This is a genomic window from Sphingobium lignivorans, from assembly GCF_014203955.1.
Lineage (GTDB): Bacteria > Pseudomonadota > Alphaproteobacteria > Sphingomonadales > Sphingomonadaceae > Sphingobium > Sphingobium lignivorans.
Genome location: NZ_JACHKA010000001.1, coordinates 470,332 through 495,756, shown reverse-complemented (window position 1 = coordinate 495,756; position 25,425 = coordinate 470,332). Strand labels below are relative to the sequence as shown.

The 25,425-nt window shown below is 67.1% G+C and carries 22 protein-coding genes; 9 read left to right on the top strand and 13 right to left on the bottom strand.

What is annotated here, in order from left to right:
• Positions 1-159: 159 nt before the first annotated feature.
• Complete coding sequence (locus tag HNP60_RS19810) at positions 160-282, bottom strand: hypothetical protein (RefSeq protein ID WP_260394609.1); 123 nt, start codon at positions 280-282, stop codon at positions 160-162.
• A 281-nt stretch (positions 283-563) separates the two neighbouring features.
• Here HNP60_RS19810 and HNP60_RS02300 point away from each other — a divergent pair, with 281 nt between their 5' ends.
• Positions 564-1,346: a hypothetical protein gene (locus tag HNP60_RS02300; protein ID WP_184149719.1), complete on the top strand. Its 783-nt coding sequence runs from the start codon at positions 564-566 to the stop codon at positions 1,344-1,346.
• Positions 1,347-1,391: 45 nt separating this feature from the next.
• Here the strand turns inward: HNP60_RS02300 and HNP60_RS02295 are convergent, their stop codons facing one another.
• The 5 genes from HNP60_RS02295 to HNP60_RS02275 form a co-directional block, all read right to left on the bottom strand.
• Positions 1,392-2,642: a DUF445 domain-containing protein gene (locus HNP60_RS02295; RefSeq protein WP_184149716.1), complete on the bottom strand. Its 1,251-nt coding sequence runs from the start codon at positions 2,640-2,642 to the stop codon at positions 1,392-1,394.
• Positions 2,643-2,731: 89 nt separating this feature from the next.
• Positions 2,732-5,884: an efflux RND transporter permease subunit gene (locus HNP60_RS02290; RefSeq protein WP_184149714.1), complete on the bottom strand. Its 3,153-nt coding sequence runs from the start codon at positions 5,882-5,884 to the stop codon at positions 2,732-2,734.
• A 51-nt stretch (positions 5,885-5,935) separates the two neighbouring features.
• Positions 5,936-7,111 carry an efflux RND transporter periplasmic adaptor subunit gene (locus HNP60_RS02285; protein ID WP_184149711.1) on the bottom strand — a complete coding sequence of 392 codons (1,176 nt, stop codon included), beginning with the start codon at positions 7,109-7,111 and terminating at the stop codon, positions 5,936-5,938.
• Positions 7,112-7,599: 488 nt separating this feature from the next.
• A complete protein-coding gene (locus tag HNP60_RS02280; protein WP_184149709.1) occupies positions 7,600-8,388 on the bottom strand; it encodes an SDR family oxidoreductase in 789 nt (262 codons plus the stop codon).
• A complete protein-coding gene (locus tag HNP60_RS02275; protein ID WP_184149706.1) occupies positions 8,385-8,714 on the bottom strand; it encodes a nuclear transport factor 2 family protein in 330 nt (109 codons plus the stop codon). Before HNP60_RS02275 ends, HNP60_RS02280 begins: the two co-directional genes overlap by 4 nt.
• Before the next feature lie 96 nt (positions 8,715-8,810).
• On the opposite strand from HNP60_RS02275, the gene HNP60_RS02270 reads away from it, so the two are divergent.
• Positions 8,811-9,716 carry a LysR family transcriptional regulator gene (locus tag HNP60_RS02270; protein WP_184149704.1) on the top strand — a complete coding sequence of 302 codons (906 nt, stop codon included), beginning with the start codon at positions 8,811-8,813 and terminating at the stop codon, positions 9,714-9,716.
• 165 nt (positions 9,717-9,881) lie between these two features.
• Here HNP60_RS02270 and uvrB read toward each other — a convergent pair whose 3' ends face one another.
• The 3 genes from uvrB to HNP60_RS02255 form a co-directional block, all read right to left on the bottom strand.
• Positions 9,882-12,077 (bottom strand): excinuclease ABC subunit UvrB, encoded by a 2,196-nt coding sequence (uvrB, locus tag HNP60_RS02265; RefSeq protein WP_184149701.1) that lies wholly within the window; start codon positions 12,075-12,077, stop codon positions 9,882-9,884.
• A 247-nt stretch (positions 12,078-12,324) separates the two neighbouring features.
• Complete coding sequence (locus HNP60_RS02260; protein ID WP_184149698.1) at positions 12,325-13,053, bottom strand: N-acyl amino acid synthase FeeM domain-containing protein; 729 nt, start codon at positions 13,051-13,053, stop codon at positions 12,325-12,327.
• Positions 13,054-13,592: 539 nt separating this feature from the next.
• Positions 13,593-14,129 (bottom strand): FxDxF family PEP-CTERM protein, encoded by a 537-nt coding sequence (locus tag HNP60_RS02255; RefSeq protein WP_158512662.1) that lies wholly within the window; start codon positions 14,127-14,129, stop codon positions 13,593-13,595.
• 374 nt (positions 14,130-14,503) lie between these two features.
• Here HNP60_RS02255 and HNP60_RS02250 point away from each other — a divergent pair, with 374 nt between their 5' ends.
• The 3 genes from HNP60_RS02250 to HNP60_RS02240 all read left to right on the top strand — a co-directional run bounded on the left by HNP60_RS02250 (position 14,504) and on the right by HNP60_RS02240 (position 16,540).
• The gene (locus HNP60_RS02250) at positions 14,504-15,067 is read left to right on the top strand and encodes a DUF3617 domain-containing protein (protein ID WP_184149695.1); all 564 of its coding nucleotides are present in this window, start codon (positions 14,504-14,506) and stop codon (positions 15,065-15,067) included.
• A 151-nt stretch (positions 15,068-15,218) separates the two neighbouring features.
• Complete coding sequence (locus tag HNP60_RS02245; RefSeq protein ID WP_014074815.1) at positions 15,219-15,614, top strand: VOC family protein; 396 nt, start codon at positions 15,219-15,221, stop codon at positions 15,612-15,614.
• Between the two features lie 56 nt (positions 15,615-15,670).
• Entirely contained in the window at positions 15,671-16,540 is an 870-nt protein-coding gene (locus HNP60_RS02240) for an arylamine N-acetyltransferase family protein (protein ID WP_184149692.1), read from the top strand.
• A gap of 30 nt (positions 16,541-16,570) precedes the next feature.
• Here the strand turns inward: HNP60_RS02240 and HNP60_RS02235 are convergent, their stop codons facing one another.
• Complete coding sequence (locus HNP60_RS02235) at positions 16,571-16,822, bottom strand: GlsB/YeaQ/YmgE family stress response membrane protein (protein ID WP_014074813.1); 252 nt, start codon at positions 16,820-16,822, stop codon at positions 16,571-16,573.
• A gap of 180 nt (positions 16,823-17,002) precedes the next feature.
• On the opposite strand from HNP60_RS02235, the gene HNP60_RS02230 reads away from it, so the two are divergent.
• Entirely contained in the window at positions 17,003-18,526 is a 1,524-nt protein-coding gene (locus tag HNP60_RS02230; RefSeq protein WP_184149689.1) for a fumarate hydratase, read from the top strand.
• A gap of 29 nt (positions 18,527-18,555) precedes the next feature.
• On the opposite strand, the gene HNP60_RS02225 is transcribed toward HNP60_RS02230, so the two are convergent.
• On the bottom strand, positions 18,556-19,764 hold the full coding sequence (locus HNP60_RS02225) for a serine hydrolase domain-containing protein (protein ID WP_184149686.1): 1,209 nt from the start codon (positions 19,762-19,764) through the stop codon (positions 18,556-18,558).
• Between the two features lie 156 nt (positions 19,765-19,920).
• On the opposite strand from HNP60_RS02225, the gene HNP60_RS02220 reads away from it, so the two are divergent.
• On the top strand, positions 19,921-20,844 hold the full coding sequence (locus HNP60_RS02220; RefSeq protein WP_184156830.1) for a DMT family transporter: 924 nt from the start codon (positions 19,921-19,923) through the stop codon (positions 20,842-20,844).
• Between the two features lie 359 nt (positions 20,845-21,203).
• Positions 21,204-21,623, top strand: a complete 420-nt coding sequence (locus HNP60_RS02215; protein ID WP_184051181.1) for a hypothetical protein — start codon at positions 21,204-21,206, stop codon at positions 21,621-21,623.
• Here HNP60_RS02215 and HNP60_RS02210 read toward each other — a convergent pair.
• Positions 21,604-22,527 carry an SMP-30/gluconolactonase/LRE family protein gene (locus HNP60_RS02210; protein WP_184149683.1) on the bottom strand — a complete coding sequence of 308 codons (924 nt, stop codon included), beginning with the start codon at positions 22,525-22,527 and terminating at the stop codon, positions 21,604-21,606. The two genes, HNP60_RS02215 and HNP60_RS02210, sit on opposite strands and share 20 nt — an antisense overlap.
• A gap of 170 nt (positions 22,528-22,697) precedes the next feature.
• On the opposite strand from HNP60_RS02210, the gene HNP60_RS02205 reads away from it, so the two are divergent.
• A complete protein-coding gene (locus HNP60_RS02205) occupies positions 22,698-24,158 on the top strand; it encodes a methyl-accepting chemotaxis protein (protein ID WP_184149680.1) in 1,461 nt (486 codons plus the stop codon).
• 36 nt (positions 24,159-24,194) lie between these two features.
• Here HNP60_RS02205 and HNP60_RS02200 read toward each other — a convergent pair whose 3' ends face one another.
• Complete coding sequence (locus HNP60_RS02200; RefSeq protein WP_184149677.1) at positions 24,195-25,424, bottom strand: multidrug effflux MFS transporter; 1,230 nt, start codon at positions 25,422-25,424, stop codon at positions 24,195-24,197.
• Position 25,425 lies beyond the last annotated feature (1 nt).

The window sequence follows — 25,425 nt, the reverse complement described above, 5'->3', positions numbered from 1 at the left end:
GTAACAGGATATGGCGAATGAGATTGCACGCCCCGGGCGAGTGGCCCGGCACGGACATGGTCTTGCGCTGGGCATCGCGGCGCTGCTGATATCGGGCAGTGCGCAAGCCGTGACGCTGAACGGCCTCACGCGCGACGCCTTTGGCGAGATCTACGGCAGCTATGCGCCGCGCGGCGACTGCGCGAGCGGGCCGAGCGTCACCATCGACGACAAGGGCTTCACCTTTCGCGCCACGGGCCGCACGGTGACCCAGCACCGCGTGGAATATGCCGCATCCTTCATGGGGCCGACCTATGACGGCATCACGTCCGTCTTCTTCCCCTTCCCGGTCAGCGAAAGCGATTTCGGCCGGCTCATCATGTTCGTGAATGACGACGAGAAGCGGGGCGTCATCCGCTTCGATGCCGATCTGGGGCCGGGGCAGCGCGCCGATCCCTTCCAGGCGGCCTTCACGTCCGCCTCGCCCTTCCAGCTCTGCAAGGGCACCGGCGCGGCGGTGACCGCTGCCCCGGCGGCGACCAAGGCAGCGGCCGCGCCGGCCCGCGCCGGTCGCGGGCCTGCCGATGGAATGGACGAACCTGCCGAGCCTCGTCGGCAAATATCCCGGCAGCTATGCGCGGGACAATATCGACCTGTTCGACAAGGGCGCGGTCGCCGCCGCGCTGCGCAGCCGGCTCGGCCCGAAGATGGAGGTTCTCAAGACCAACCTCAATGTGGTCGGCCCGCTCGGCCGGCAGGGCAATCTCTATTATATCTCCGGCAATGCGCAGCATCAGGGCGGCGTCGAGCAGGCCTATGTGCTGATCGACCCCGCGCGCAAGGCCGTGCAGGTGGGCCTCTGGGAAAAGGGCAAGCTGACCGTCTATCCCCCCGCGCAGGGCGGCCGCATCCCCGTGCCCGCCGAAATCGCGACCATGCTGCAGAACAGCCCGCCGGAAACGGCCGTGCCGCTGCCGGGTACGCCCTGGGAGCTGGTGCCGGTGCAGGGCCGCGCGCCCCTCGCTTATGTGAGCGCCGCCGGATCGCCCAACATCGAATCGCTCAGCCTCTATTGCGAGGGCGGCAAGCCCTATATGGCGATGCTGCTGAACAAGCCGGCCCGCCCGGGCGCGCTCACCATGACGTGGAACTTCTCGGGACGGCTGGTCAATCTGCCGGTGCGCGCCGCCAGCAACAACGGCACCCAGTGGATCGGCAGCGTCTCCGGCACGCAGCTGCTGCCACTGCTCATGCAGCAGAAAGGCACGGTGATGCTCCGGCTGAACGGCAAGCTGGAAGGCGAGGCCTCGCTCGCGAACGCCCCGGCGACGCTGCGCACGGCCCTGCGGCCATGCGCGCAACTGTGAGGCTGATCGACGGCCGGCGCTGACGGGCTGCGGCGTCCCCGGCCCTCAGCTGGGGAACAGCGCCGACATGCTGTGCAGGCCGACGCCGACCAGTCCGCCGACCAGCGTGCCGTTGATGCGGATATATTGCAGATCCCGGCCGACCGCGCTTTCCAGCCGGTCGGTCACGGTGCGGGCATCCCAGCTGCGCACCGTCTCCGAGACGAGCGTCACGATGCTGCCGCCATAACGCGCGGCCGTGCCCACGGCGACGCGCCGGGCGAAGCGGTTCACCAGCCGGCGCAGGGCCGGATCGTCCCGCATGGTCTCGCCGATCTGCCGGGTGAACTCGCCAAGACGGCCGGCGAGCACCGCCTCAGGATCGCGCGCGGCGCGCAGCAGCCCCTCGCGCGCGGCTTGCCAGAGCCCGTCCAGCCAGCGCTGCATCGCGGGATTGGCAATCATCTCGTCCCGCATGCGATCGACCCGCGCCTGCATCTTCGGGTCATGCTGCAGATCGAAGGCCAGCGTCATCAACCCTTCCTCCACCTTGGCGCGCAAGCGGTGCTCGGGATCGTCGGCGGCTTCCTGCAGCAGATTCTCGAGCCCCTGGATGATCTTGCCCGCCAGCGTCTCGTCGAGCCCGGTCCAGCGCATGATCGTGCCCGACCGCTCGTGCACGATCTGGTGGATGAGCGGGGCATTGGCTTCCAGCGTGCGCGCGGCCCAGCGGATCAGCGCGTCAATGACCGGGCGGTGGCGCCCCTCCCGCATCGCGGCGCTGAGCAATTGCCCGGCGAGCGGCGCAAGCTGCACCTGGCCGATGCGCTGCACCAGCGCGGCCTTGATCATGCCGCCAAGGCGCTGGTCATCGAGCGCCTCGAGCCCGTCCGCCAGCAGGCGCGAGGCGCCGCGCCGCAGCCGGTCGTCCGTGCCTGATGGCGCCGCGAGCAGCCGCCCAGCGGCGGCGGCCACATCGACCCGGCCCATGCGGCGCGCAACAACGGCGGGCGTGAGGAAATTGTCGCGCAGGAAGGCCGCCAGCGTGTCGCCGATGCGGTTCTTGTTGCGCGGGATGATCGCGGTGTGCGGGATCGGCAGGCCGAGCGGATGGCGGAACAGCGCGGTGACGGCGAACCAGTCCGCCAGTCCGCCGACCATCGCCGCTTCCGCGAAGGCGCGCACGAAGCCTATGCCGGGATGCATGGGCTCGAAGCTGCGCGCGGTGACGTAAAGCGCGGCCATGACCAGCAGCAGGCCGGTGGCGACGATCCGCATCTGCCGTGCGCCGCCGCCGCCAGCGGAAATCCGGATCATGCCTCTCTCGCCGCCCATCGCTCGCCTGTCATGCCGCCCACCCGGCATGGTGACAAGCCCGATGGCGCGCTTTGGTTCCCGAAAGCGCGCTATTCGGCCGGGTGCGTGGCCGCCGGCGCGCCGCCTTCGCGACCGTCATAAGTGAGGAAGCGGCGGCGCAGCCACGGCCCGAGCCGCTTCTCCAGCCCGTCCGCCAGGCTGAAGGCCGCCGGGACGATTGCCAGTGTCAGCAGGGTCGAGAGCACGAGGCCGCCGATCACCGTGATGCCCATCGGCGAGCGCCAGGCGCCATCGCCGGTCAGCGACAGGGCAGTCGGCACCATGCCCGCGGTCATCGCGACCGTGGTCATGACGATCGGCTGGGCGCGCTTGTGACCCGCTTCCATGATCGCCTCGAACTTGGGCACGCCGCGATCCATCTCCTCCAGCGCGAAGTCGATCAGCAGGATCGAGTTCTTGGCCACGATGCCGAGCAGCATCAGCAGGCCGATATAGACCGGCAGCGAGATCGGCTCGCCCAGCACGAGCAGGAAAAGCAGGCCGCCGAGCGGCGCCAGCGCGAGCGAGCACATGTTGACCAGCGGGGAAATGAACCGCTTGTAGAGCAGCACCAGCACCGCGAAGACCAGCATCACGCCCGACGCGACCGCGACGATGAAGTTGACGATCAGCTCCTGCTGCCAGCGATCGCTGCCGACGGCCTGGTTGGTGACGCCGGCCGGCAGGTTCTTCATCGTGGGCAGCTCGTTGATCTTGTTCATCACGGGGCCCTTGACGGCCCCGCGCGCCAGATCCGCGCCGACGAAGATGCGGCGCTGCTGGGCATAACGCTGGATCGAGGTCGGGCCGGCACCGAAGCTGATCTCGGCGACGCGGCTGAGCGGCACCGATCCGCCGGCCGCCGTCTGCACCGGCAGGTTCTCGATGGTCGAGAGATTGCGACGGGACGATTCAGGCAGCATCACCCGGATCGGCACCTGCCGGTCCGACAGCGAGAATTTCGCGCTGTTCTGGTCGATGTCGCCCAGCGTGGCGATGCGGATCGCCTGGCTCAGCGAGGTCGTGGTGACGCCCAGCTGCGCAGCCAGATCGAGCCGGGGACGGATGATGAGCTCGGGGCGCTGCATGTCCGCATTCACGCGCGGGGCCACCACCTCGGGAATGGACTTCATTTCCTCGGCGAGCTGCGCGGCGGTCTCCTCGAGCACCTTGGGATCCGAGCCGTTGAGCATGACCGAGATGTCACGCCCGGTGCCGAAGCCGCCCTGCTGCGACGCGAAGGTGACGCGCGCATCGGGGAATTCGGCAAGCCGCGGCGCCAGCTCGCGCTCCAGCTCGATGCTGGACCGCTTGCGATCCTTCTTCAGCGTGATGAAGATGCGCGCATTGCCCTCGCCAATGTTCGCCATGGCGTTTTCCACCTCTGGCTGGGCATTGATGAGCGCCGCGACGCGATCGGCAACGGCTTCCGACTGCCGCAGCGTGGTGCCCGGCACCATCTCGATGTTGATGCGGCTGAAGTCATTGTCCTGGTTCGGCTCGAACTGCTGCGGCATCGTCATCAGCAGCACGATCGTCAGGACGAACGCGGCGAGGCCGAAGCCCATCATCCACAGGCGATGATCGAGGAACTTGGCGCGGAACCGCCGGCCGAAGCCGCCGCCGCTGGCATAGGCCTTGGCCCGCCGGTCATCGAGCGCCCAGGCCAGCAGGCCCATATAGCGGTCCATCAGCCAGCCTTCGCCATGCTTCTCCTCGCCATGATGCTCGAGGAAATAGGCAGCGATCATCGGCGTGATCATGCGCGCGACGGCAAGGCTGATGAGCACCGAGATGACGACCGTGAAGCCGAAATTCTTGAAGAACTGGCCGGAGATGCCGGGCATGAGGCCGACCGGCAGGAACACCGCGACGATGGACATGGTGGTCGCCACGACCGCCAGGCCAATCTCGTCCGCCGCGTCGATCGACGCCTGATAGGCCGTCTTGCCCATGCGCATGTGCCGGACGATGTTCTCGATCTCCACGATCGCATCGTCGACCAGCACGCCCGCGACCAGACCGAGCGCCAGCAGGGACAGGAAGTTGAGGTTGAACCCCATGATGTCCATGAAGAAGAAGGTCGGGATCGCCGAGAGCGGGATGGCGATGGCGCTGATGACCGTGGCGCGCCAGTCGCGCAGGAAGATGAACACCACGATGACCGCCAGCACCGCGCCTTCCACGATGGCGTGCATGGAGCTGTTATACTGGTTCTTGGTGTAATTGACGCTGGTGAAGCGCTGGTAGAACTTCACGCCCGGATTGGTTTCCTCCAGGCTCTTGAGCACGCGCATCGTCTCGTCATAGACGTTCACGTCCGAGGCGCCCTTGGCGCGCTCGATCGAGAAATTGACGACCTGCTTGCCGGCGACCTTGGCCATGCGCTTCTGCTCGCCATAGCCGTCCGTCACGGTAGCCAGCTCGGAGAGGAGCACGCTGCGGCCATTGCCGAGCGAAATCTGCGTCTGGCCCAGATCATAAGCCGACTGCGCGTTGCCGAGCACGCGGACCGACTGGCGCGAGCCGGCGATTTCCGCCTGGCCGCCCGCGGCGTTCAGGTTCACCTGGCGCAGCGCCTGATTGATCTGCGTGGCCGTGACGCCCAGCGACTGCATCTTCACCGGATCGAGGATGACGCGGATCTCGCGGTCCACGCCGCCGCCGCGGCCCACGCGCGCCATGCCGGGAATGCCGAGCAGGCGCTTGGCCACCGTATCGTCCACGAACCAGCTCAGCTGCTCGATCGTCATGTCCGACGCCTGGACGGAATAATAAGCGATTTCCGCGCCGCCCACGTCCACCTTCTGCACGAAGGGCTCGAGAATGCCCTCCGGCAGGTCGGAGCGGATCTGGTCGACCGCGTTCTTCACTTCCTGCACGGCGACATTGGGATCGATGCCAATCTGGAACTGGACGAAAGTCTCGCTCGAGCCCTCGCGCGCCGTCGACTGGATCTCGTCCACGCCATTGATGCCGCGCACCGCGGCCTCGATGCGCTGCGTGATCTGCGTCTCGATTTCCGTCGGCGCGGCGCCCGGCTGGGTGATCGTGATCTCCACCGCCGGGAAATCGATGTCGGGATTGTCCACGACCGCCATGTTCATGAACGAGATGATGCCCGCGAGCAGCAACCCCAGGAAAATGACGATGGGCGGCACCGGATTGCGGATACACCAGGCCGAAATATTGCGCATAGCCACTTGCTCCGTCAGGCTGCGACCCGCCGGCCGATCGCCGGCGCGGACGCGCCTTTAGCTGCTCTTCTTCTCGATTCGCGGATTCACCGTCTCGCCGGGGTTGAGGAAGCCGCTCGCATAGAGCACCACCTTCTCGCCACCCTGGAGACCCTGCGTGATCGCGATGCCGCCAGCGGTGACCGCACCGGTCCGCACGTCGCGGCGCTCGACCTTGTTGTCCTTGCCCACGATGTAGACGAAGCTGCCCTTCTGGTCGCTCTGCACCGCCGATTCCGGCAGCACCGCAGCATCCAGCCGCTCCATCGCGATCTGGGCATTGGCGAAGCCGCCGGGGCGCAGGGCAGGATCATAAGGCAGCGCGATGCGCGCGATGCCCTGCCGGGTCGACTGGTCGATCACCGGCGACACCTGCCAGACATGGCCCTCGAAACTGCGCTCGAAGCCGACGGGCGTGACATTCGCGACCGTGCCGATCTTCAGGCGGGCAAGCTCGTCTTCCGAAAGCAGGGCGCGCAGCTCCATCTCGCCGCCACGGGCGATACGGAACAGCACACCGCTGCCGCCGCTGACCACCTGGCCGGGCTCGACATCACGGGTGAGCACGATGCCGGCGGCAGGGGCACGGATATCGAGCCGGCCGACCTGCGCGCGCATGGAATTGAGCTGGGCAGCCGCGACATTGACCCGCGCCACGGCGGCATCCCGCGTCGCGACGCGCTGATCGATATCGGCCTGCGAGACGAAGCCGTCCGAAAGCAGGGCCCGGGCACGATCGAGATTGTTCTGGGCGAGCTTGGCATCGGCCTTCGCCACTTCCACGCTGGCGGCCAGCTGCGCGATCTGCTCGGCCTGGACCGAACGCTCGATCGAGGCGAGGATCTGGCCGGCCCCGACGCGATCGCCCGGCTGGACATGGACCGCGAGGACGCGACCGCCCTCGCCCACCACGCCCACGGGCATGTCGACGCGGGCCGCGAGCGTGCCGGTGGCATTCGCCATGCGCGTGACCGCTTCCTGCCCGGGCACGGCGACCGTCACCAGCGGGACCTGATTGGCCGTCTCACCCTCGTTGCCGGAGCCGGCAAACATGCGATAGCCAATGAAGACCGCGAGCGCGAGCAACACGCCAAGGCCAACGAAAAGGAGCATCCTGCGCCGCTTGCGGGCCGTCTCCGCGTCGATTTCGTCCCCCAGCATGGCCTCGTATTTCATGTTGGTTTCGTAATTCATGGGTTCCGCCGCCTCGGCGCATGAGCGCCCCTCGTGGTCCGAACTGTATTATCCGAATAAATCACCACCGACAAGCCGGATTCGAAGAAATTTCGCAGCTGCAACATTCTCGTCCCCCCGCCGGCCGGCCAGCCATGGCCTGCGGCCATGTGGTCCTTCCGCCATGAACAGGGCATTAAGCTTGGCGTGTGGCTGATTGTATCTCGCCTCCGGACCGCCAGCGCAGCCCGAAACGACCGGCAGTCTCTGTAGAGTTCATCAACCTTGAGTCAATCGGTTTCACTGTGCCGTGGCAGCGTTATACTGCATCGCGCGCCCAATAGTGCTATGAAAAACACACTGAAATTATCCGCGCGTCGGAAATGAAACGGCCCGGAGGGACCAAGCCGTCCTTCTCGTGCGACAGGTGGAACGGCAGCCCCTGTCAGAAGCTGCCGTTCAGCATTTGCGCGAGGAGCTTCCCCCGAGGACGAGCGCCGGATGGCCGCTCAAACGGTGCGGATGGTCCCGCCATCGATGACGAACTCGGCGCCATGGATCGCGGCGGCACGGTCCGAGGCGAGATAGGCAATGAGGTCGGCCACCTCTTCGGGCTCGGCGCCCCGCCCGATCGAGATCCCGCCCAGGGCATCGAGCACGGACTGGCGCGCATCGTCGATCGTGCCGCCATTGGCAGCCTGAAGCATTCCGAGAAAATCTCCGGCGGCCTCCGTCATGATCCAGCCGGGCGAGACGGAATTGACCCGCACGCCCCTGGGACCGAGCTCCTTCGAGATCGACTTGCTGTAGGTCCTGAGCGCCGCCTTGGCGGCGGCATAGCCGGTCGTGGATTCCGGCAGCGGCAGGACCGACTGGATCGAGGTGATGTGTACCACCACGCCGGTGCCTCGCTCAATCATCTGCGGGATCAGCAGCCGATCGAGCCGGACCGTCGCCAGCAAATTGAGGTTCAGCTCGGCGAGCCAGTGCTCGTCCGTCAGCGCGGCGAAGCCACCGGCCGGCGAAGCCGAACCGCCGATGACATGGGCGAGAATGTCGATGCCGCCCAGCCGCTCGCGCGCCGCCCTGGCCAGCGCTTGGCCGCCCTCGGGCGTGGTCAGGTCCGCCTGCACATATTCGACGCCCTCCATGGGGTCCCTGATCGCGCGGGCGGCGGTGATGACCCGGGCCCCGCCGGCGAGGAAGCGCTCGACCGTGGCGCGGCCCAGACCCTTGGTGCCGCCGCTGACGAGCACGCGCTTGCCGGCGAACTCGGTGGGATCGACCTTGATGCTCATAGCGTGACCTCCAGCGTCCTGATGGCGCCATCCGCCAGCGTGAAGCGGTAGGTGAAGCGCAGCGGGCTGCCCGGGAAGTCACCATGAGCGGGACCTTCGACGACGATATCGTCGCCGTCTTCCCGGATGGTATCGGGCGTGAAGATCGCCTTCACCGGGATCACTTCTTCCTCGAACAGCTGGCGGATCGCCGCCTGTCCCTCGAAATGCTTGCCGTTGTCGATGAAGACGGCATCGCGCTGGAAGGGCTTCAACATGCCGTCGATATCGAGACGGGCATTCGCCTCGACATAGTCGGCGATCGGCTTGGGCAGGTCCATTGACATGGTCATCTCCTCGACAGTGAGGAGGCCTATTTAGCGATGGACATTTCGCCTGATAATCGAGACAAATCGACATAGGATGTTGCGGATATCGGGACAATGAATCGCCATTCGCTGATCGAGCTCGAGGCGGTTCTCGCCATCGTCCGGTGCGGCTCGTTTCGAGCGGCGGCGCTGGACCTCGGCATGTCGACCACGGCCATCAGCAACGCGGTGGGCAAGCTCGAGCGGGAGCTTGCCGTGCGGCTGTTCAATCGCACCACGCGCAGCGTCTCGCTCACTCATGCGGGGCGGATCTTCGTCGCACAGATCAAGCCAGCGCTGGAGGACATCCAGAAGGCGATGAACACGGCGCGTTCCCAGCAGGAGACGCCGTCCGGCACATTGCGCATCAATGCCTTCGCGACGGCGGCGCGCGAGATCATGGTGCCGCTGGTCCTGACCTATCTGCAGCGCTATCCGCAGGTTCATATCGACCTCGTCACCGAAGGACGGCTGGTCGACGTCGTGGCGGCGGGCTTCGATCTGGGCGTGCGCAGCGCGGATCTGGTGCCCAGCGACGCGATCGCCATACCGCTGGGTCAGATGCGACGCATGGCGGTTGCCGCGTCCCCCGCCTTTTTCGAAAGCAGGGCCATCCCGCAAGTGCCGCAGGAGCTGCTCACTTATCCCTGCCTTCGCGTGCGGCTTCCCAATGGCGCCTTGTTCCGATGGCGGTTCGAGAAGGGCGGCGAAGAATTGCAGCTCGATGTCGAGGGCCCGATCACCCTCGACGAAGCGTCGCTAGCCCGGATCGCGGTGACCAACGGCGTAGGGGTCGGCTATTTCATGGAAGCCGACATACGCGACGACATTGCGGCGGGTCGGCTCGTGCGCATTCTCGAAGACTGGACGCCGCCGCTGGTGCCGCTGTGCCTCTATTATTCCAATCGGCGCAATTCCTCCGCGGCCTTCCAAGCCTTTATCGCACTCGCGCGCGACTTCGCCGCCGGACGGCTTGCATGACCTTGAACTAAGCTGGAGGGCCTCCAATCCGCTTAGAGGCGCCCCTCGACAACGTCAGAACAGGAGAATTCCACAACGGACTTGGCTTCGCACCCCGACAGGCTGCTCCTGGACGAAAACCCCGGATGACGCCGTTACGCCAAGCCAGCGGCACCTCCGCGCCGCCTAGCGCCCCATCTTCCGCTGCGTCTTGCCGTAGCGCATCTTGCGCGTCCCCGGCTTGCCCTCGGTCGCGCGGCCCTGATAGCGGCCGGCGCCGGCGGTGACCTGCTGATCGGCGGGCAGGCCCAGTTCCTCGGCTTCCAGCTTGCGGATCTCGTCGCGCAGGCGGCCGGCTTCCTCGAATTCGAGGTCAGCGGCGGCGGCGCGCATCTTCTTCTCCAGTTCCTCGATATAGGCGCGCAGATTGTGGCCAACGAGGTGCGGCGCATCCTCCAGCCCGGTCTCGACCGTCACCTGATCCTTGCTCGAGACATGCGCGATGATGTCGCCGATCTGCTTCTTCACGCTCTCCGGCGTGATGCCGTGCTCGAGATTATAGGCCATCTGCTTCTCGCGGCGCCGGCCCGTCTCGTTGAGCGCACGCTCCATGGAGCCGGTGATGCGATCGGCATAGAGGATGACGCGCCCGTCGACATTGCGCGCGGCGCGGCCGATGGTCTGGATGAGGCTGGTCTCGGAGCGCAGGAACCCTTCCTTGTCCGCATCGAGAATGCCGACAAGGCCGCATTCCGGGATGTCCAGCCCCTCGCGCAGCAGGTTGATGCCGACCAGCACGTCATAGACGCCCAGCCGCAGGTCGCGGATCAGCTCGATGCGCTCCAGCGTCTCGACGTCGCTGTGCATGTAGCGCACCTTCAGGCCCGCCTCGTGCATGAATTCGGTGAGATCCTCTGCCATGCGCTTGGTGAGCGTGGTGACGAGCGTGCGATAGCCCTTCGCGGCCGTGATCCGCGCCTCGTTGATGAGATCGTCGACCTGGTCCTCGACCGGCTTGATCTCCACCGGCGGATCGATGAGGCCGGTCGGGCGGATGACCTGCTCGGAAAAAGTGCCGCCGGTCTGCTCCATTTCCCACGGGCCGGGCGTCGCCGAGACGCTCACCGTCTGCGGGCGCATCGCATCCCATTCGTTGAAGCGCAGTGGCCGGTTGTCGATGCAGCTGGGCAGGCGGAAGCCATATTCGGCGAGCGTCACCTTGCGGCGATGGTCGCCCCGCGCCATCGCGCCGATCTGCGGCACGGTCTGGTGGCTCTCGTCCACGAACAGGACCGCGTTCTCCGGCAGATATTCGAACAGGGTCGGCGGCGGCTCGCCCGGCAGGCGGCCGGTGAGAAAGCGGGAATAATTCTCGATGCCCGCGCAACTGCCCGTCGCGGCGATCATCTCCAAGTCGAAATTGGTGCGCTGCTCCAGCCGCTGGGCCTCCAGCAGCTTGCCTTCCTCGACCAGCTCCTTGAGCCGCTCGGTCAGCTCATGGCGGATCGCTTCCATCGCCTGCTTGAGCGTGGGGCCGGGCGTGACATGGTGGCTGTTCGGGAAGACCTTGATGTAATCGAGGCTCGCGGCCTTCTTGCCGGTCAGCGGATCGAACTCGACAATCTCCTCGATCTCATCGCCGAAGAAGCTGATCCGCCAGGCATTGTCCTCATAATGGCTGGGAAAGATTTCCAGATTGTCGCCGCGCACGCGGAAATTGCCGCGCGCGAAGGCAGCATCGTTGCGCTTGTACTGCAAGGCGACGAGCTTGCGGACGATCTCGCGCTGGTCGGCGACCTGCCCCTTCTTGAGGGAGAAGGTCATCGCCGAATAGGTCTCGACCGAGCCGATGCCGTACAGGCAGGAGACCGAGGCGACGATGAGTACATCGTCCCGCTCCAGCAGGGCGCGGGTGGCCGAGTGGCGCATCCGGTCGATCGCCTCGTTCACGCTCGACTCCTTCTCGATATAGGTGTCGGAGCGCGGCACATAGGCCTCTGGCTGGTAATAATCGTAGTAGCTGACGAAATACTCGACGGCATTGTCCGGAAAGAAGCTCTTGAACTCACCATAGAGCTGCGCGGCGAGGATCTTGTTGGGCGCGAGCACCAGCGCGGGGCGCTGCACGGCCTCGATCACCTTGGCCATGGTGAAGGTCTTGCCCGAGCCGGTGACGCCAAGCAGCACCTGATCCTTCTCGCCTGCCATCGCGCCTTCCACCAGCTCGGCGATCGCGGTGGGCTGGTCGCCCGCCGGCTCATAGTCGGAGACAAGCCGGAACTTGCGGCCGCCCTCGGCCTTTTCGGGCCTCGCGGGCCGGTGCGGCACGAAGGCGTCGCCGGTCTGGGGTTCATCGAGCGTGGTGCGGATCTGGATCGCCATGGCGGCAATATGGCGAGCGGACCGCCCGGCGGCAATGCGGAGAAGAACAAATGTGGGGCAAGGCGGCCCCGGCCGGTCGCGGAACCCTGCATTCCGGCCTCGGGAACCCGCCGGCGACTGGGCCGTTTCAACATCAATCGGCCCGGGTGCCCTCCCACGCCCACAGGCCGGGGAATGAAAGAGATGGCCCGGGAGCGACTCTGGAGCCGCCTGAGTCGCTCCCCGGGATCAGCTCATGCAGCCGGGATCAGGCGAAATTTTCCATGCCGGCCGCGCCGCCAGCCATCAGGCCCGGCGGTGGCATCGGGCTCCGGCGCAAGCCGCGGCTGAGCGTGGCGTGGACATTGCGCACGTCCGACCGGCTGAGGAAGAAGGGATAAAGCGAACGGCTGTTCGCTGCCTCGCCCTGGCCGCTGAATTCGCTGATCCGCGCGGCGATGTCGGCCACCCGCAGCCACATCAGCTGCGCGGGCGCATTGACGCCGGGATTGGTACGCAGCTCGCCGATAGGCTTGAAGCCCAGCATCGCTTCATAATAGCGCCGGTGCCGGGGGTTCACCTCGATGAAGAGGTCCGTGCAGCGATGCTGACGCCGCCCGTAGATGAAGACGATGTGGAACAGCGAGGCGAGCAGCTTGCGCGAGGGGATCTCCGCATCGAATGCCAGCTTGGTCAGTTCGCAAACGCTGGCGCCCGGAACCCGGCGATAGCTGTTGATCTCATCGCGGAAGATCGTGTCCGCGGCGAGGCCGGCGGGGGAATCGACCGCCAGCGTGACGGTGCCGACGATCTCGTCGTCGAGCGCCGCGATGAAGGTGGAATGGGTCCGGCGCGCGGGAAGGACATGGCTGTTGCCATAGCCCCGCCACTCATAGCGATGATTGATGAGCTCGCGGGCCGCCGCGCGATCCGCATCGCTGGTGGCCAGCCGGACGTCGAGCCGGCTGGACGGCTGTCCAGGCGTGGCCGTCGTCACATCCGCTGAATAAAGCGTCTGGGTCTCATCGAGGTCCCGGAAGCGGCTGAAGGGAGGGCCAACCTTCTCCCTTTGATCCAAAAGCATGAGCGTCATTGCGTAGCGACCTTTGACAGTGGGTTGTCTCTGGCCAAGTCGGTCGACACGCGGCGTCGTTCTGCAAAGCAGCTGCTTTGCAGTCAGATCGTTGAGGTGAACGAAGCCCCCGTTCTCCCGACTATGGCATGTGCCGGCCACCACTCGAGCAGTGGCCGAAAATCACCGGCTCTACCCGTTCGGGACATCCCTGATCGCGCTATCTTGATGTGCGCTTGCAGAACGCCCGCGTCGTGCAGTGCGATCACTAAGCAGCAGAGAAGTAAATTTTCTATTTACTATGGGGTACGCGCGCGACGAACTGTGTCCGCTTTGAGATCAGCCTTGGGATCGTTCGTAAAATGGGGGAAACGGCGCGCTGCCGGAAGGGAAAAGGCGGCGATTCGCCTGCCTGCCCAAGGGGTTGAGCCGCCGGCGCTCCGCCGGCGGCTCAAGCCTCAATTTCAGGAGAAGGAAACCTTCACCGCGCGGCGACGCATCGCCGAGCCGACCAGCGCGAAGCCGCCGATCATGAGCGCCCAGGAAGCGGGCTCCGGAATCGGGCTGACCGAGAAGGTCGCCGTGCCCGAATAGCTGCCCGAACCGAAGGTGCGGCCGACAACGCGGATCGAGTTGAGCACGCCGTCGAAGATCGGAATGTTGCCCACGGTCACCGACTGGCCGCTGCCGGTCGAGGGAACGTTGTAGAGCACATCGTTGATCCACAGCTCATCGATGACGAGCATGTTGAGGTTGCTCGAGAAGCTCGTCGAGATCGACCCGCTGCCAACGCCATTCTGGGGAATGGTGAACTGGAAGGTGTCGTCGAACTCCGTCGTCGTTTCGAAGCCGTTGAAGAACACCGCCGTGATCGACGGGCTGAACGGATCGCCACTGGTCAGGAAGAAGTTGTCGCTTCCCACGTTGAACACAGCCGCCTGCGCAGCAGGAGTCGTTGCCACGAGCGCGGCAAGCGCCCCCGCCAAGAGATAGGGTTTCATGTATTTTTCTCCCATGGTTTTCCCACGAGGCCGGACACCCAGACGCGTCGTGCACGCGCAAAGATGCCTCGCCCCGGCCCTTATACGCCCCTGCAGCCCAATCGATCCCATTAGGTAACAGAAAATTAACCCGATTTAGCAACGCCTTGCCGCTGGCCCGGGAACTATTGGCTCGGCTCGTCGCATTTCCGGGCTGTGTATCGGATGACAGGCCCTTCCGGGGAGCGGAGCCCACCGGAGTCGTTTTCCTCACACTGCCCCTTTCGCTCCCCGGAAGCGAAAGGCCTTGCCCCGCCGGATCGAAGGCGGCATCTCGCCTGCAGACCCCGAAGGGGCGCCGGTCGCGCCGTTCCCAGCATGAGAGGATAATCCAGATGCGTCTTGCCCCGATCGTCACTGCTCTGATCCTGCCCCTCGCTGCCTGCGACAGCGGCCCCAGCGTGACGGCCACCAACGCGACACAGGCCGAAGTGCAGGAGAAGCTGGCGGCATCCGGGGCCGGCGACACGATCATGGTGCAGCCCGGCCGGTGGGAAGGCGCGATGACCATTCACGAGATCGATGTGCCCAACATGCCGCCCGAGGCCAAGGAACAGATGCGGGCCCAGCTCAGCCGCACCAACAATTTCGTCAGCTGCGTCACCGAGGAAGACGTCAAGCAGCAGAAGGCCTTCTTCACCGGCGATATGGACGACAAGAGCTGCAAATATGACAAATTCTCGCTGTCCGGCGGCAAGATCGACGCAAGCATGACCTGCGACCGGGGCGCCGAGGGCAAGATGGCCATGACCATGAAGGGCGACTATTCCGCCGACACCTATCGCATGGACATGAGCTCCCGGGCCGAGGGCAATTCGCCGATGGGTGCGATGTCCATGAAGATGTCCGTCAATGCCAAGCGCGTGGGCGTCTGCCGCGGCACCGAGGACGAGAGCTGAACGGGGCCCGGGCGCCTGCGCCGCCAGGTTCATTTCGGGGCAGCGGCCAGCCAAGCATCGCTGGTCCGCCCCACCCGGAAACGCTATATCCTATATCGTCGGTGATAAAACGAGTCGCGCGCCTCGCAACGGCCGGACCGGAGCTTGATCCATGATCGGCTACACAACGGTTGGAACCAATGACCTGCAGAGGGCCATGGCCTTCTATGATGCGCTCTTCGGGAGCGTCGGCATCACGCGCCTGCTCGAGCTGCCGCAGATCGCCGCCTGGGGCGTGAACTGGAGCAAGCCGATCTTCGGCGTCGCCAAGCCCTATGACGGCAGCCGCGCCACGCCGGGCAACGGCGTGATGATCGCGCTCGGCCAGCGGACCCGCGCCAAGGTCCGCACGCTTCACGCCAAGGCGCTGGAACTGGGCGGATCGGACGAGGGCATGCCAGGCGTGCGCGGCGCCGACGGCAGCCAGGCCTTCTATGCCGCTTATGTGCGTGACCTGGATGGCAACAAGCTCTGCTTCTATTGCGTCGGGCCGGGCGGCGACGATTGATCGCGCCCGGTGAGCATCGATTGAGCCCGGGCGACAATCGTGCCACTGGCCGGACCATGACCAGTCCCGATCGTCTCTCCCTCTATCTCGACCGCCTCGGCCTCGAGCACGCGCCCCCGGCCAGCGCGGAAGGCCTCGCCACGCTGCAGGCGGCGCATCGCGAACGCATCCCCTTCGAGAATCTCGATGTCCGGCTCGGCCGGCCGCCGGCAATCGACAGCGACGCGGTGTTCGGCAAGCTGGTGACGCGGCGGCGCGGCGGCTATTGCTTCGAGCATAACCGCCTGTTCAGCGACATGCTGGCGATGCTCGGCATCCCCAACCGGCCGCTGCTGGCGCGGGTGCGGCTGGGCGTGGCGCCGGACGAGACGCCGCCGCGCACGCATGTGCTGCTGCTCGCGCAGATCGACGGCGCTCCCTGGATCGCGGATGCGGGCTTCGGCGGCAGCTATGTGCCGCCGCTGCCGCTGCGCGACGGCGCATCCGTGCGGACCGGCGACGGCGCGGCGCACCGGCTGCGCAGGATCGGCGAGGCCGGCGATCCCGGCGGGGAATGGCTGCTGGAACGCGCCGGCGACGCGGGTGCGACCGACGGGCGCGCCGGCCCGCAGGCGGACTGGCAGGCGCAATATGGCTTCGATCTGCTGCCCGTCGTGCAGGCCGATCTCGACCAGTGCAATCACTGGACCGCCACGCGCCCGGCGACGCGCTTCACGACGCTGCATGTGGTGAGCATCGCCTTGCCGGACGGCTTTGCATCCCTGACCGAACAGGCGCTCAAGGTGCATCGCGGCGGCGTGCTGCACGAGGCCGTGCTTGCCGGGCCGGACGATTATCACCGCTGCCTCGCCGGGCAGTTCCATCTCGACCTCGACCGCGAGGACCTGGCGCGGCTGCCGCTCTTCAGCAAGGCGATGCGCCGCTGAAGCGCACGCACCCCGACCGGAAACGCGCGATCAGGACAGCGCGCGCACCAGGAAGATCACGAGAATGGCGCCCAGTACCGAGCCCACCATCCCGGCCGGCTCGAATGGCGCCGTCGAGCGGTTGCCGCTGAACAGGCGCGGCACGAACCCGCCGACCAGCGACCCGCAGATGCCGAGCAGCACGCTGCCGACAAAGCCCATGGGCACGGGCCCGGGATAGAAGAACCGCGCAAGCACGCCCACGATGAACCCGACGATGATGGTGCCGATAACACGTCCCATGGCGTTCCGCTCTCCTGATGCCTTCGCGACGGACGGGGCAGGCGCCGGGCCGTCCACGTGTGTTATCGCAGCAATACAGATGGAACGCAAGCGTTCCGGCATCTTGTCACCTCCGGGCAATGGCGTATAGCCCGCCCGTCCGCCCTGTTCCGCCGTCCTGCCGGGAGCCCGCCAAGCGCCATGACCGTGACCATCAAGACCGCCGATCTCATCGAAAGCGTCGCCGACGCGCTTCAGTATATCAGCTATTACCACCCGATGGACTATATCCGGGCACTCGGCGCGGCCTATGAGGCCGAGCAAGGCCCGGCCGCGAAGGACGCGATCGCGCAGATCCTGACCAACAGCCGCATGTGCGCGGAAGGCCACCGGCCGATCTGCCAGGACACCGGCATCGTCAACGTGTTCGTGAAATGGGGCATGGATTGCCGCCTCGACGACACCAGCAAGTCGCTGCAGGAGATCGTCGACGAGGGCGTGCGCCGCGCCTATCTCAACCCCCGGAACAAGCTGCGCGCCTCCGTGCTCGCCGACCCCGCCTTCACGCGCCGCAACACGAAGGACAATACGCCCTGCGTGCTGCATGTCGAGATGGTGCCGGGGCATCATGTGCATGTGGACGTGGCGGCCAAGGGCGGCGGCTCCGAGAACAAGTCCAAGTTCAAGATGATGAACCCCAGCGACAATATCGTCGACTGGGTGCTGGAGATGATCCCGCAGATGGGCGCCGGCTGGTGCCCGCCGGGCATGCTCGGCATCGGCATCGGCGGCACGGCGGAGCATGCCGTGCTGCTCGCCAAGAAGGCGCTGATGGAGCAGATCGACATGAGCCTGCTCAAGGAGCGCGGGCCGCAGAATGATCTCGAGGCGCTGCGCATCGAGATCTTCGACAAGGTCAATGCGCTCGGCATCGGCGCGCAGGGGCTGGGCGGCCTTGCCACCATCCTCGACGTGAAGATCCTCGACGCGCCGTGCCACGCCGCCTCCAAGCCGGTCGCGATGATCCCCAATTGCGCGGCGACCCGCCATGCGCATTTCAGCCTCGATGGCTCGGGCCCCGCCTATCTGGAAGCGCCGAAGCTCGACGAGTGGCCCAAGGTCGACTGGGCCCCGGACAGCGCGGCGATCCGCGTCGACCTCGACACGCTGACGCCGGAAATGGTGCGCAGCTGGAAGCAGGGCGACCGCATCCTGCTGAGCGGCAAGATGCTCACCGGGCGCGATGCCGCGCACAAGCGCATCCAGGACATGCTGGCGAAGGGCGAGGAACTGCCGGTCGATTTCCGGGGGCGTGTCATTTATTATGTCGGCCCGGTCGATCCGGTCGGCGAGGAAGTGGTCGGCCCCGCCGGCCCCACCACCGCAACCCGCATGGACAGCTTCATGCGCATGATGCTCGATCAGGGCCTGCTCGCCTGCGTGGGCAAGGCCGAGCGCGGCCCGGCGGCAACCGCCGCGATCAAGGACGCGCAGAGCGCTTATCTGATGGCCGTGGGCGGCGCAGCCTATCTGGTGGCGCGGGCCATCAAGGGCAGCAAGGTCGTGGGCTTCGCCGATCTCGGCATGGAAGCGATCTACGAATTCGAGGTGAAGGACTTCCCCGTGACCGTGGCCGTGGACAGCGAAGGCAACAATGTCCACCAGCTCGCCCCGCTCGTCTGGCGCGAGAAGATCGCCAAGGAAGGGCTGCTGGAGAAGGCATGAGGCGCGCCGCGCCGGGCTGAGCAACCGCCTCAGCGCCGGGCGCGGGCGATCATGTCCTCCTCGGCCAGCGTGAAGGCCGTGCGCCCCCGGGGCGTGTCGGCGGGCAGCGCGGTGACGAAGAAGGAGACGCCTTCCCCGCCCTGCGGATCGACCCACAGGCCCGAGCGCAGGCCATAGGCCTCGCCGCTATGGCCGATGCGCGTGCGGCCATCGCCGAAGGGATCGTCGCGGCAGACGGCCAGCTGGTCCGGCAAGGCGAGGATCATGACGCCGAGGCCGAGGGCGCAGGGATAGCCATTCTCGATGTCCCCGTTGCGGCCATCATAGCGCCACTGGGGCTGCATCATCTCGGCGATCCGCGCGGCGGGCAGATACTCCGGAACCGCGCCGAGCAGCAGCTGGCCGATCCGCGCGAGGCCCTTCACAGAAATGCGCATGCCGCCCTGCGGGGAGAAGAAGGCGCCTTGCCGGCCGAGCCGATACGTCGCGACGTCGCAGGAGCCGTCCCGCGCCGGAATCGCGCCGCAGGCGGGGCGGACGCCGCCATTGTCGTCCCGCAGCGCCTGCCCCTCGCCATCATAGAGCACGACGCCGCGCGCGACCGCATCGTCGCTGCAGGTCGTCCAGTTGAAACAGGCGTCAATGCCGAGCGGCGCGAAGACTTCCTCCTTCATCAACACATCGAAGCGCTTGCCCGTCGCCGCTTCCATGACCGCCGCGATGACCGGGAAATTGAGATTGCTGTATGTGTAGAAGCCCGCCGCGGGGCCGTGAGCGGCGTCCCAGGCTTCCGGGCGGCGCATCTCGCTTTCCAGATCCGCGTCGAGCGGCAAGGCATAATCGATCCCGTCGCGAATGCCGGCGGTGTGCGAGAGGAGCGCCCGCAGCGTCACCGGCTGGTCCGGGAAGCCGGGATGGCGCAGCGGCCAGCCGAGCCGCACGGAAACATCCTCATCGAGATCGAGCCGGCCCGCCTCGACAAGGCGCATGACGCCGAGCGCGACCGCCAGCTTGGAGACCGACGCGATGCGCGCCGCGTCATCCGCCGTGACGGACCGGCCGGTCCTGCGATCGGCGAGGCCGGACGCATCGGAAGCGCGGATACCCGCGCGATCGAAGGCCGCCCAGACGCGCGCGGCGTCTGCGGGTGGCGGGGCGGCGGCGGTGGAAGCCATGGCGGCGGTGGCGGCACCGGCGCAGCAGAGCAGGGGCAGGACCCAGCGAAGATGAGCGATCATCGTCCCTCTGTGCGACGGATCGCCCGGGCGGGGCAAGCGCGGACTGCGCGCCAGCCATTGATTCCCCCGCGCCGCCGGATAGGAGAGCGCATCGCATTAATCCCGCCGGGCCGCCATTCGTGCGCGCCCTCCTCCCCTCTCCTTGCGGAGCGTCTTCTGATCCATTCGTTCATCTGGCTGCCCGCCACGCTCGCCGCCGCCGCGCTGCAGGCCTGGCGCACGGCCGTCCAGCGACGGGTGGGGCAAAGCCTCTCCGTCAACGCCGCCGGGCTCGTGCGCTATCTTTACGGCCTGCCCTTCGCGCTGCTGCTGGCGCTGGGCTATCACGCGATCGTCCATGGCGGTGCCCTGCCCATGCCGGGCGGGCGCCTGCTGATGTTCAGCGCGGCGGCGGGGCTGGCCCAGATCATCGCCACCAACCTGCTGCTGATGGCCTTTCGCGAGCATAATTTCGTCGTCGGCACCGCTTATTCCAAGACGGAAGCGGCGCAGGGCGCCCTGCTCTCCTGGGCCCTGCTCGGCGAACGGCTCGGCCTGCTGGCCTGGGCGGGCATCGGCGCGGGCGTGGCGGGCGTGATGATCCTCTCCACCGGCGGACGGCGGATGAGCGCCGCGGACTTCCTGCGCGCGCTCGGCCATCCGGCGGCGCGCTACGGCATCGCCTCCGGCCTGTTCTTCGCCTTCACCGCCGTGGGCGTGCGGCGCGCGACGATGGAAGTGCCGACCACCGACACCATTTCCGCCGCGCTGATCGTGCTGGCCGTGACCGTGACCCTGCAGACGCTGATGCAGGGCGCCTGGCTGATCTGGCGCGAGCCCCTGCAGGTGCGCGCGGTGTTCACCAGCTGGCGCATCTCCGGACAGGTCGGCCTGCTCTCCTCGCTCGGCTCGGCCTGCTGGTTCACCGGCTTCGCCAGCGCCCCGGTGGCGCTGGTGCGGATCGTGGGGCAAGTGGAAGTGCTCTTCACGCTGAGCTTCGCCCATTTCTACCTGCGCGAGCCGCTCCGGCGCAGCGAAGTGGCAGGGCTGGCGCTGGTCGTCACCGGGGTCGTGCTGGCGCTCGTGGGGGCGTGGCACTGAGCGGGGACGCGCTTCGTCCGGGAAGGAAAGCGCATCGTCTTCCGTAAGAGAATGGCCAGCGGTAACGTCCGCAATGTTGTGGTGTCCTGAAAGGCTGAATTGTTGTGGGAGCAGAAATAACACTCCCATTTCCCGTCATTCCCGCGCACGCGGGAATCCAGTCACCCTCGCGGCGCGAAACCGAGGCTGCGGCAGCGCTTCATCGCAACGTCGCTAAGCTGGATTCCCGCGTGCGCGGGAATGACGATGGGAGGACGAGATGACCTCTCGTTTTCATCGTGTCCCGTCCTGTCCCTTTTTTCGGCATGGATCGCGCACGGCGGTTGTCCGGTTTTGCCTGCGCTGCTTAGAAGGGGCGCATGATCCTTCCGGCGTTCAATTATTTCGGCGTGATCTTCGTCCTGGGCTTCCTGCTGGGGACGATGCGGGCGATCTGGCTTTCGCCCGCGACCGATGCGACGAGTGCGGTGCTGATCGAGCTGCCGCTCATGCTGGCCGCGAGCGGCTATGTGGCGCGGCGGATCGTGCGCCAGCGCGGCATGGGCGTGCCGGCGGCGCTCGGCATGGGGGCGATCGCCTTCGTGCTGCTGATGGCGGCGGACGCGGGGCTGGCGCTGCTGCTCGAAGGGCGCGATCCTGCCGCATGGGCGGCCGACCTCCTGCGCACGCCGGGCTGGATCGGCCTTGCCGGGCAAGTGATCTTCGCCCTGCTCCCCGCGCTCATTGCCTTTCCCGGCGCGCCGGCGCCGCGCCGGCCGGTCAGACCGCCTGAAAATTGAGGCGCAGGCCCGGCCGGGGCCAGCGGCAGCGGAAGAGCTTGCCCGTCGCCGATCCGGTGATCCAGGCCGTGCGCATGTCCGCGCCGCCGAAGCAGATGTTGGTGGCGATGGGATCGGGCACGGGGATATGCGCCACGCTGCCGTCGGCCGGATCGACCAGCGTGATGCCGCCATTGAACAGGGTCGCGACCGCGACCTTGCCGCCCGCCTCGACGGCCAGGCTGTCGAACCACTGCATGCCGGGCAGGTTGGTGAGGATCGCGCCGCTGTCATGGCCCGCTTCCGGCGCGACCACGCCGGGCTCCAGAATATCCAGCGACCAGAGCCGCTGGAGCATGGAATCCGCCCAGTAGAGCATCCGGCCGTCCGGCGAGAGGCCGATGCCGTTGGGCGAGATCTGCTCGGAGCGCCAGCGCGTGATCGCCGAGCCGTCCGGCCTGGCATAATAGACCCCGCCCAGCCGCCGCGTCTCCCCGTCCGAGAAGCCGAAGCAGGTGAACCACATGCCGCCGGCGGCATCGAACACGATGTCGTTGGGCGCATTGAGCGGCTTGCCGTCGCAATTGTCGTAGAGCCGCGTGACAGCGCCGGTCGCGAGATCGACCCGCTGGACATAGCCGCCCTCATAATGCGCGGGCAGGCCGAGCTTGCCGGCCTCCTTCCACCCTTCCGGGAATTCGAGCGCGCCGCCATTGTTGACGACATAGACGGCGCCGTCCGGGCCGATGGCGGCGCCATTGGGCCCCCCGCCCAGATGCGCGACGATCTCCACCGTGCCGTCCGGCCGCACGCGGGTCAGGGTCTGCCGCGCGATCTCCACCAGCAGCACCGATCCGTCCGCGCAGGCGATGGGCCCTTCCGGAAACTCGAGCCCCTCCGCCACGGTCTCCATCTCGATCGTCATCCGCTCCCTTTCCGGCCGACGCGAAGCCGGCCATGTCGTTCTGACGCGGCGCTGGCCAGCACCCGCCCCGCCGCCTCATGATGCATATTATGCAAGCGGAAGGACAAGGGCCTGTTAACCGCTTTCATCTAGCGAAACCGGGGCAGGGACTAACAGGCAGACACAGCAGCGTGGCGCAGACGAGCAAACTGGAAACCACGATCATCCGCACCGTCGAGAATGTCGGAGACCTCGGCCTCCGGACGCTCGACCTGCAGGCCGACATCGCCGAACTCGCCGACCGCGTGACCGATCAGGCCGCGATGCTCGAATCCCTGGAGGAAGCCGCGATCGGCCTCGCCCAATCGAGCGACCAGGTGGAGAAGAAGGTCGATGCCGCCCGCGCCCAGGCCGACACCGCGCGCGCCGTGGTGGACGATTCCAGCCAGCAGCTCAGCTCCGCGTCCCAGAATGTGCTCGAACTCATCGAGCAGGTCTCCCGCATCCATCACGGCCTGGGCAGCTTCAACGACGCGCTCTCCAGCGTCGGCCATACCAGCAAGATCATCAGCACCATTGCCCGGCAAACCAATCTCCTCGCGCTCAATGCCGCCATCGAGGCCGCGCGCGCGGGCGATGCCGGCCGGGGCTTCGCGGTCGTCGCCAGCGAGGTCAAGAAGCTCGCGCAGGAAACAGCGCTCGCCACGCAGCAGATCGAAGGCTCCATCCGCGAGCTGACCAGCGAGGCCGAGGCCATGCTCTCGCGCATCGTGGCGGGCAGCGAGAAGGCCAATGACGCGCATCGCGCGTCCGGCGAGATCGGCGCGCTCGTCGACCGGCTGCGCGACCTCATCCTCGGCCTGTCCGACAACAGCGAGGCGGTCTCGGGCAATGTCCATTCCATCCTGGGCGCGATCGGCGAGATCCGGGGCGGGCTGAGCGACCTTGCCGACGCCTCGATCGACAATGCGATCGGCCTGCAGCGGCTCTCCACGCGCGTGACCTCGGTCAGTGACGACACGAACCTGCTGCTCCAGTATCTGGCGGAAAGCGGCGTCGACCTGCCCGATTCGCCCTATATCCAGTTCGGCCTGGAAGCGGCGGCGGGCATCGTGCTGGGCCTGGAAGCCGCGCTCGCGGCCGGCGAGATCACGCCCGAGGCCATGCTCAGCGACCATTATGAGCCGGTGCCGGGGAGCGATCCGCCGCTCTACGCGCATCCCGCCCAGCCGATCATCACCCGCGCGGCGCGCCCGTGGCAGGAGAAGGCCCGCAGCCTGCCGGGCTTCTTCGGCATGAGCTGCACCGACCGCAATGCCTTCGGCGCCGTCGCCATGCCGGAGCGGTCGCTGCCCCAGCGTTCCGGCCAGATCGACTGGAACCTCGAATATTCGCGCGCCGGCCAGATCTTCAATTTCTCCGACACGCGCGACCAATGCCAGATGACGCAGCCCTTCTGCCTCAAGGCCTATCGCCGGCCGGTCGCCACGGGCGGCGTCATGCTGCTCAAGCAGGTGATCGCGTCCATCCATGTGGCGGGCCGCCACTGGGGCGTGCTCCAGCTCGCTTATGAGGACCCGGTCAGCCGGGCGGCCGCGCAGGCCGAAGCGGACCAGCCCGCCCCGCTCCCGCAGCGCGAACGCGTGGCCTGACAGGAGCAGGGCTGAAGCCTGGGCGCGGCTGTCCCCCTAGCGCCGCCCGACCAGCAGCCAGCCGCACAGCAGCGCTCCGGCGCCGCAGAAGGCCATGCCGAGGGCCAGGGCGAGCGAAGTGCCGCCAGTGAGGCGCGAGAAGACCGCCACGATGATCGCCGCGATGGCGAGCTGCACGAAGCCGAGCAGCGCGGAAGCCTGGCCGATGCTCTCAGGATGCGTGGAGAGCGCACCGGCCTGCGCCTGCGGCTGCACGATGCCCCAGCCGAAGGTGTAGAGAATCTGCGGGACGATCAGCGCTGCCCACGCATTGGGCCACAGCTGCGTCGCCACGAGCATGGCGATGGGGCCGGCGAGCTGGAAAGGCACGCCAATGCGCAGCGTGCCATCGACGCCCTGCCGCCGCACGAGCCGGAAGGACGCCGCATTGCCCGCCATGAAGCCCATGGTCGAGAGCGCGAACAGCAGCGCATAATCGAGCGCGCCAAGCCCCATATGATCGATCATGACCTGCGGCGCAGCGGCCGAGAAAAGCAGTATGCCACTATAGGCGAAGGCATTGGCCAGCACATAAGCCAGCAGCGCGGGCGAGCGGGACAGGCGCGCGAAGGAGCCGAGCAGCCCCGGGCCATCAAACGGCAGGCGCTTGTCGCGCGCCAGCGTCTCGGGAAGGCGCAGCAGGCTGGCGGCGCCGATGACGACGCCCAGCACAGCCATGGCCAGCAGCGGCGCGCGCCATCCGCCCACGCTCACCAGCACGCCGCTGATGAGCGGCGCGATGATGGGCGTGCAGGAGAAGAAGATGCCGATCTGCGCCAGCGCCCGCCCCGCCGCCTCACGCGGGAGCTGATCGCGCACGATCGTCCGCGCCAGGAGGACGGCGGCGGCGGCGCCCAGCCCCTGCAGCGCGCGGGCCGCAAGCAGCAAGGGAAAGCTGGTCGCGAACAGGGCGAGGACGCTGGCCAGCACATAAATGGCAAGGCCGGCGAGCACGACCGGGCGACGGCCCAGCGCATCGGCCAGCATGCCGCCCAGCAGCTGGGCAATGGCGAAGCTGATGACGAAGGCGCTGATCGCCGCGGGCACATGCGCGGCCCGGGTATCGAGCGCGGCGGCAATCGCCGGCAGGGCAGGCGAGAGACCATCGATCGACGCGGGGAGTACTGCCGTCAGCGCGGCGAGCAGGATGATCTGCCCGAGCGGCAGCTTCTCGGGTGCGGCGGACGGGGTGTCGCGCCGCGACCCGCTATCGGTGCGATGGGCCATG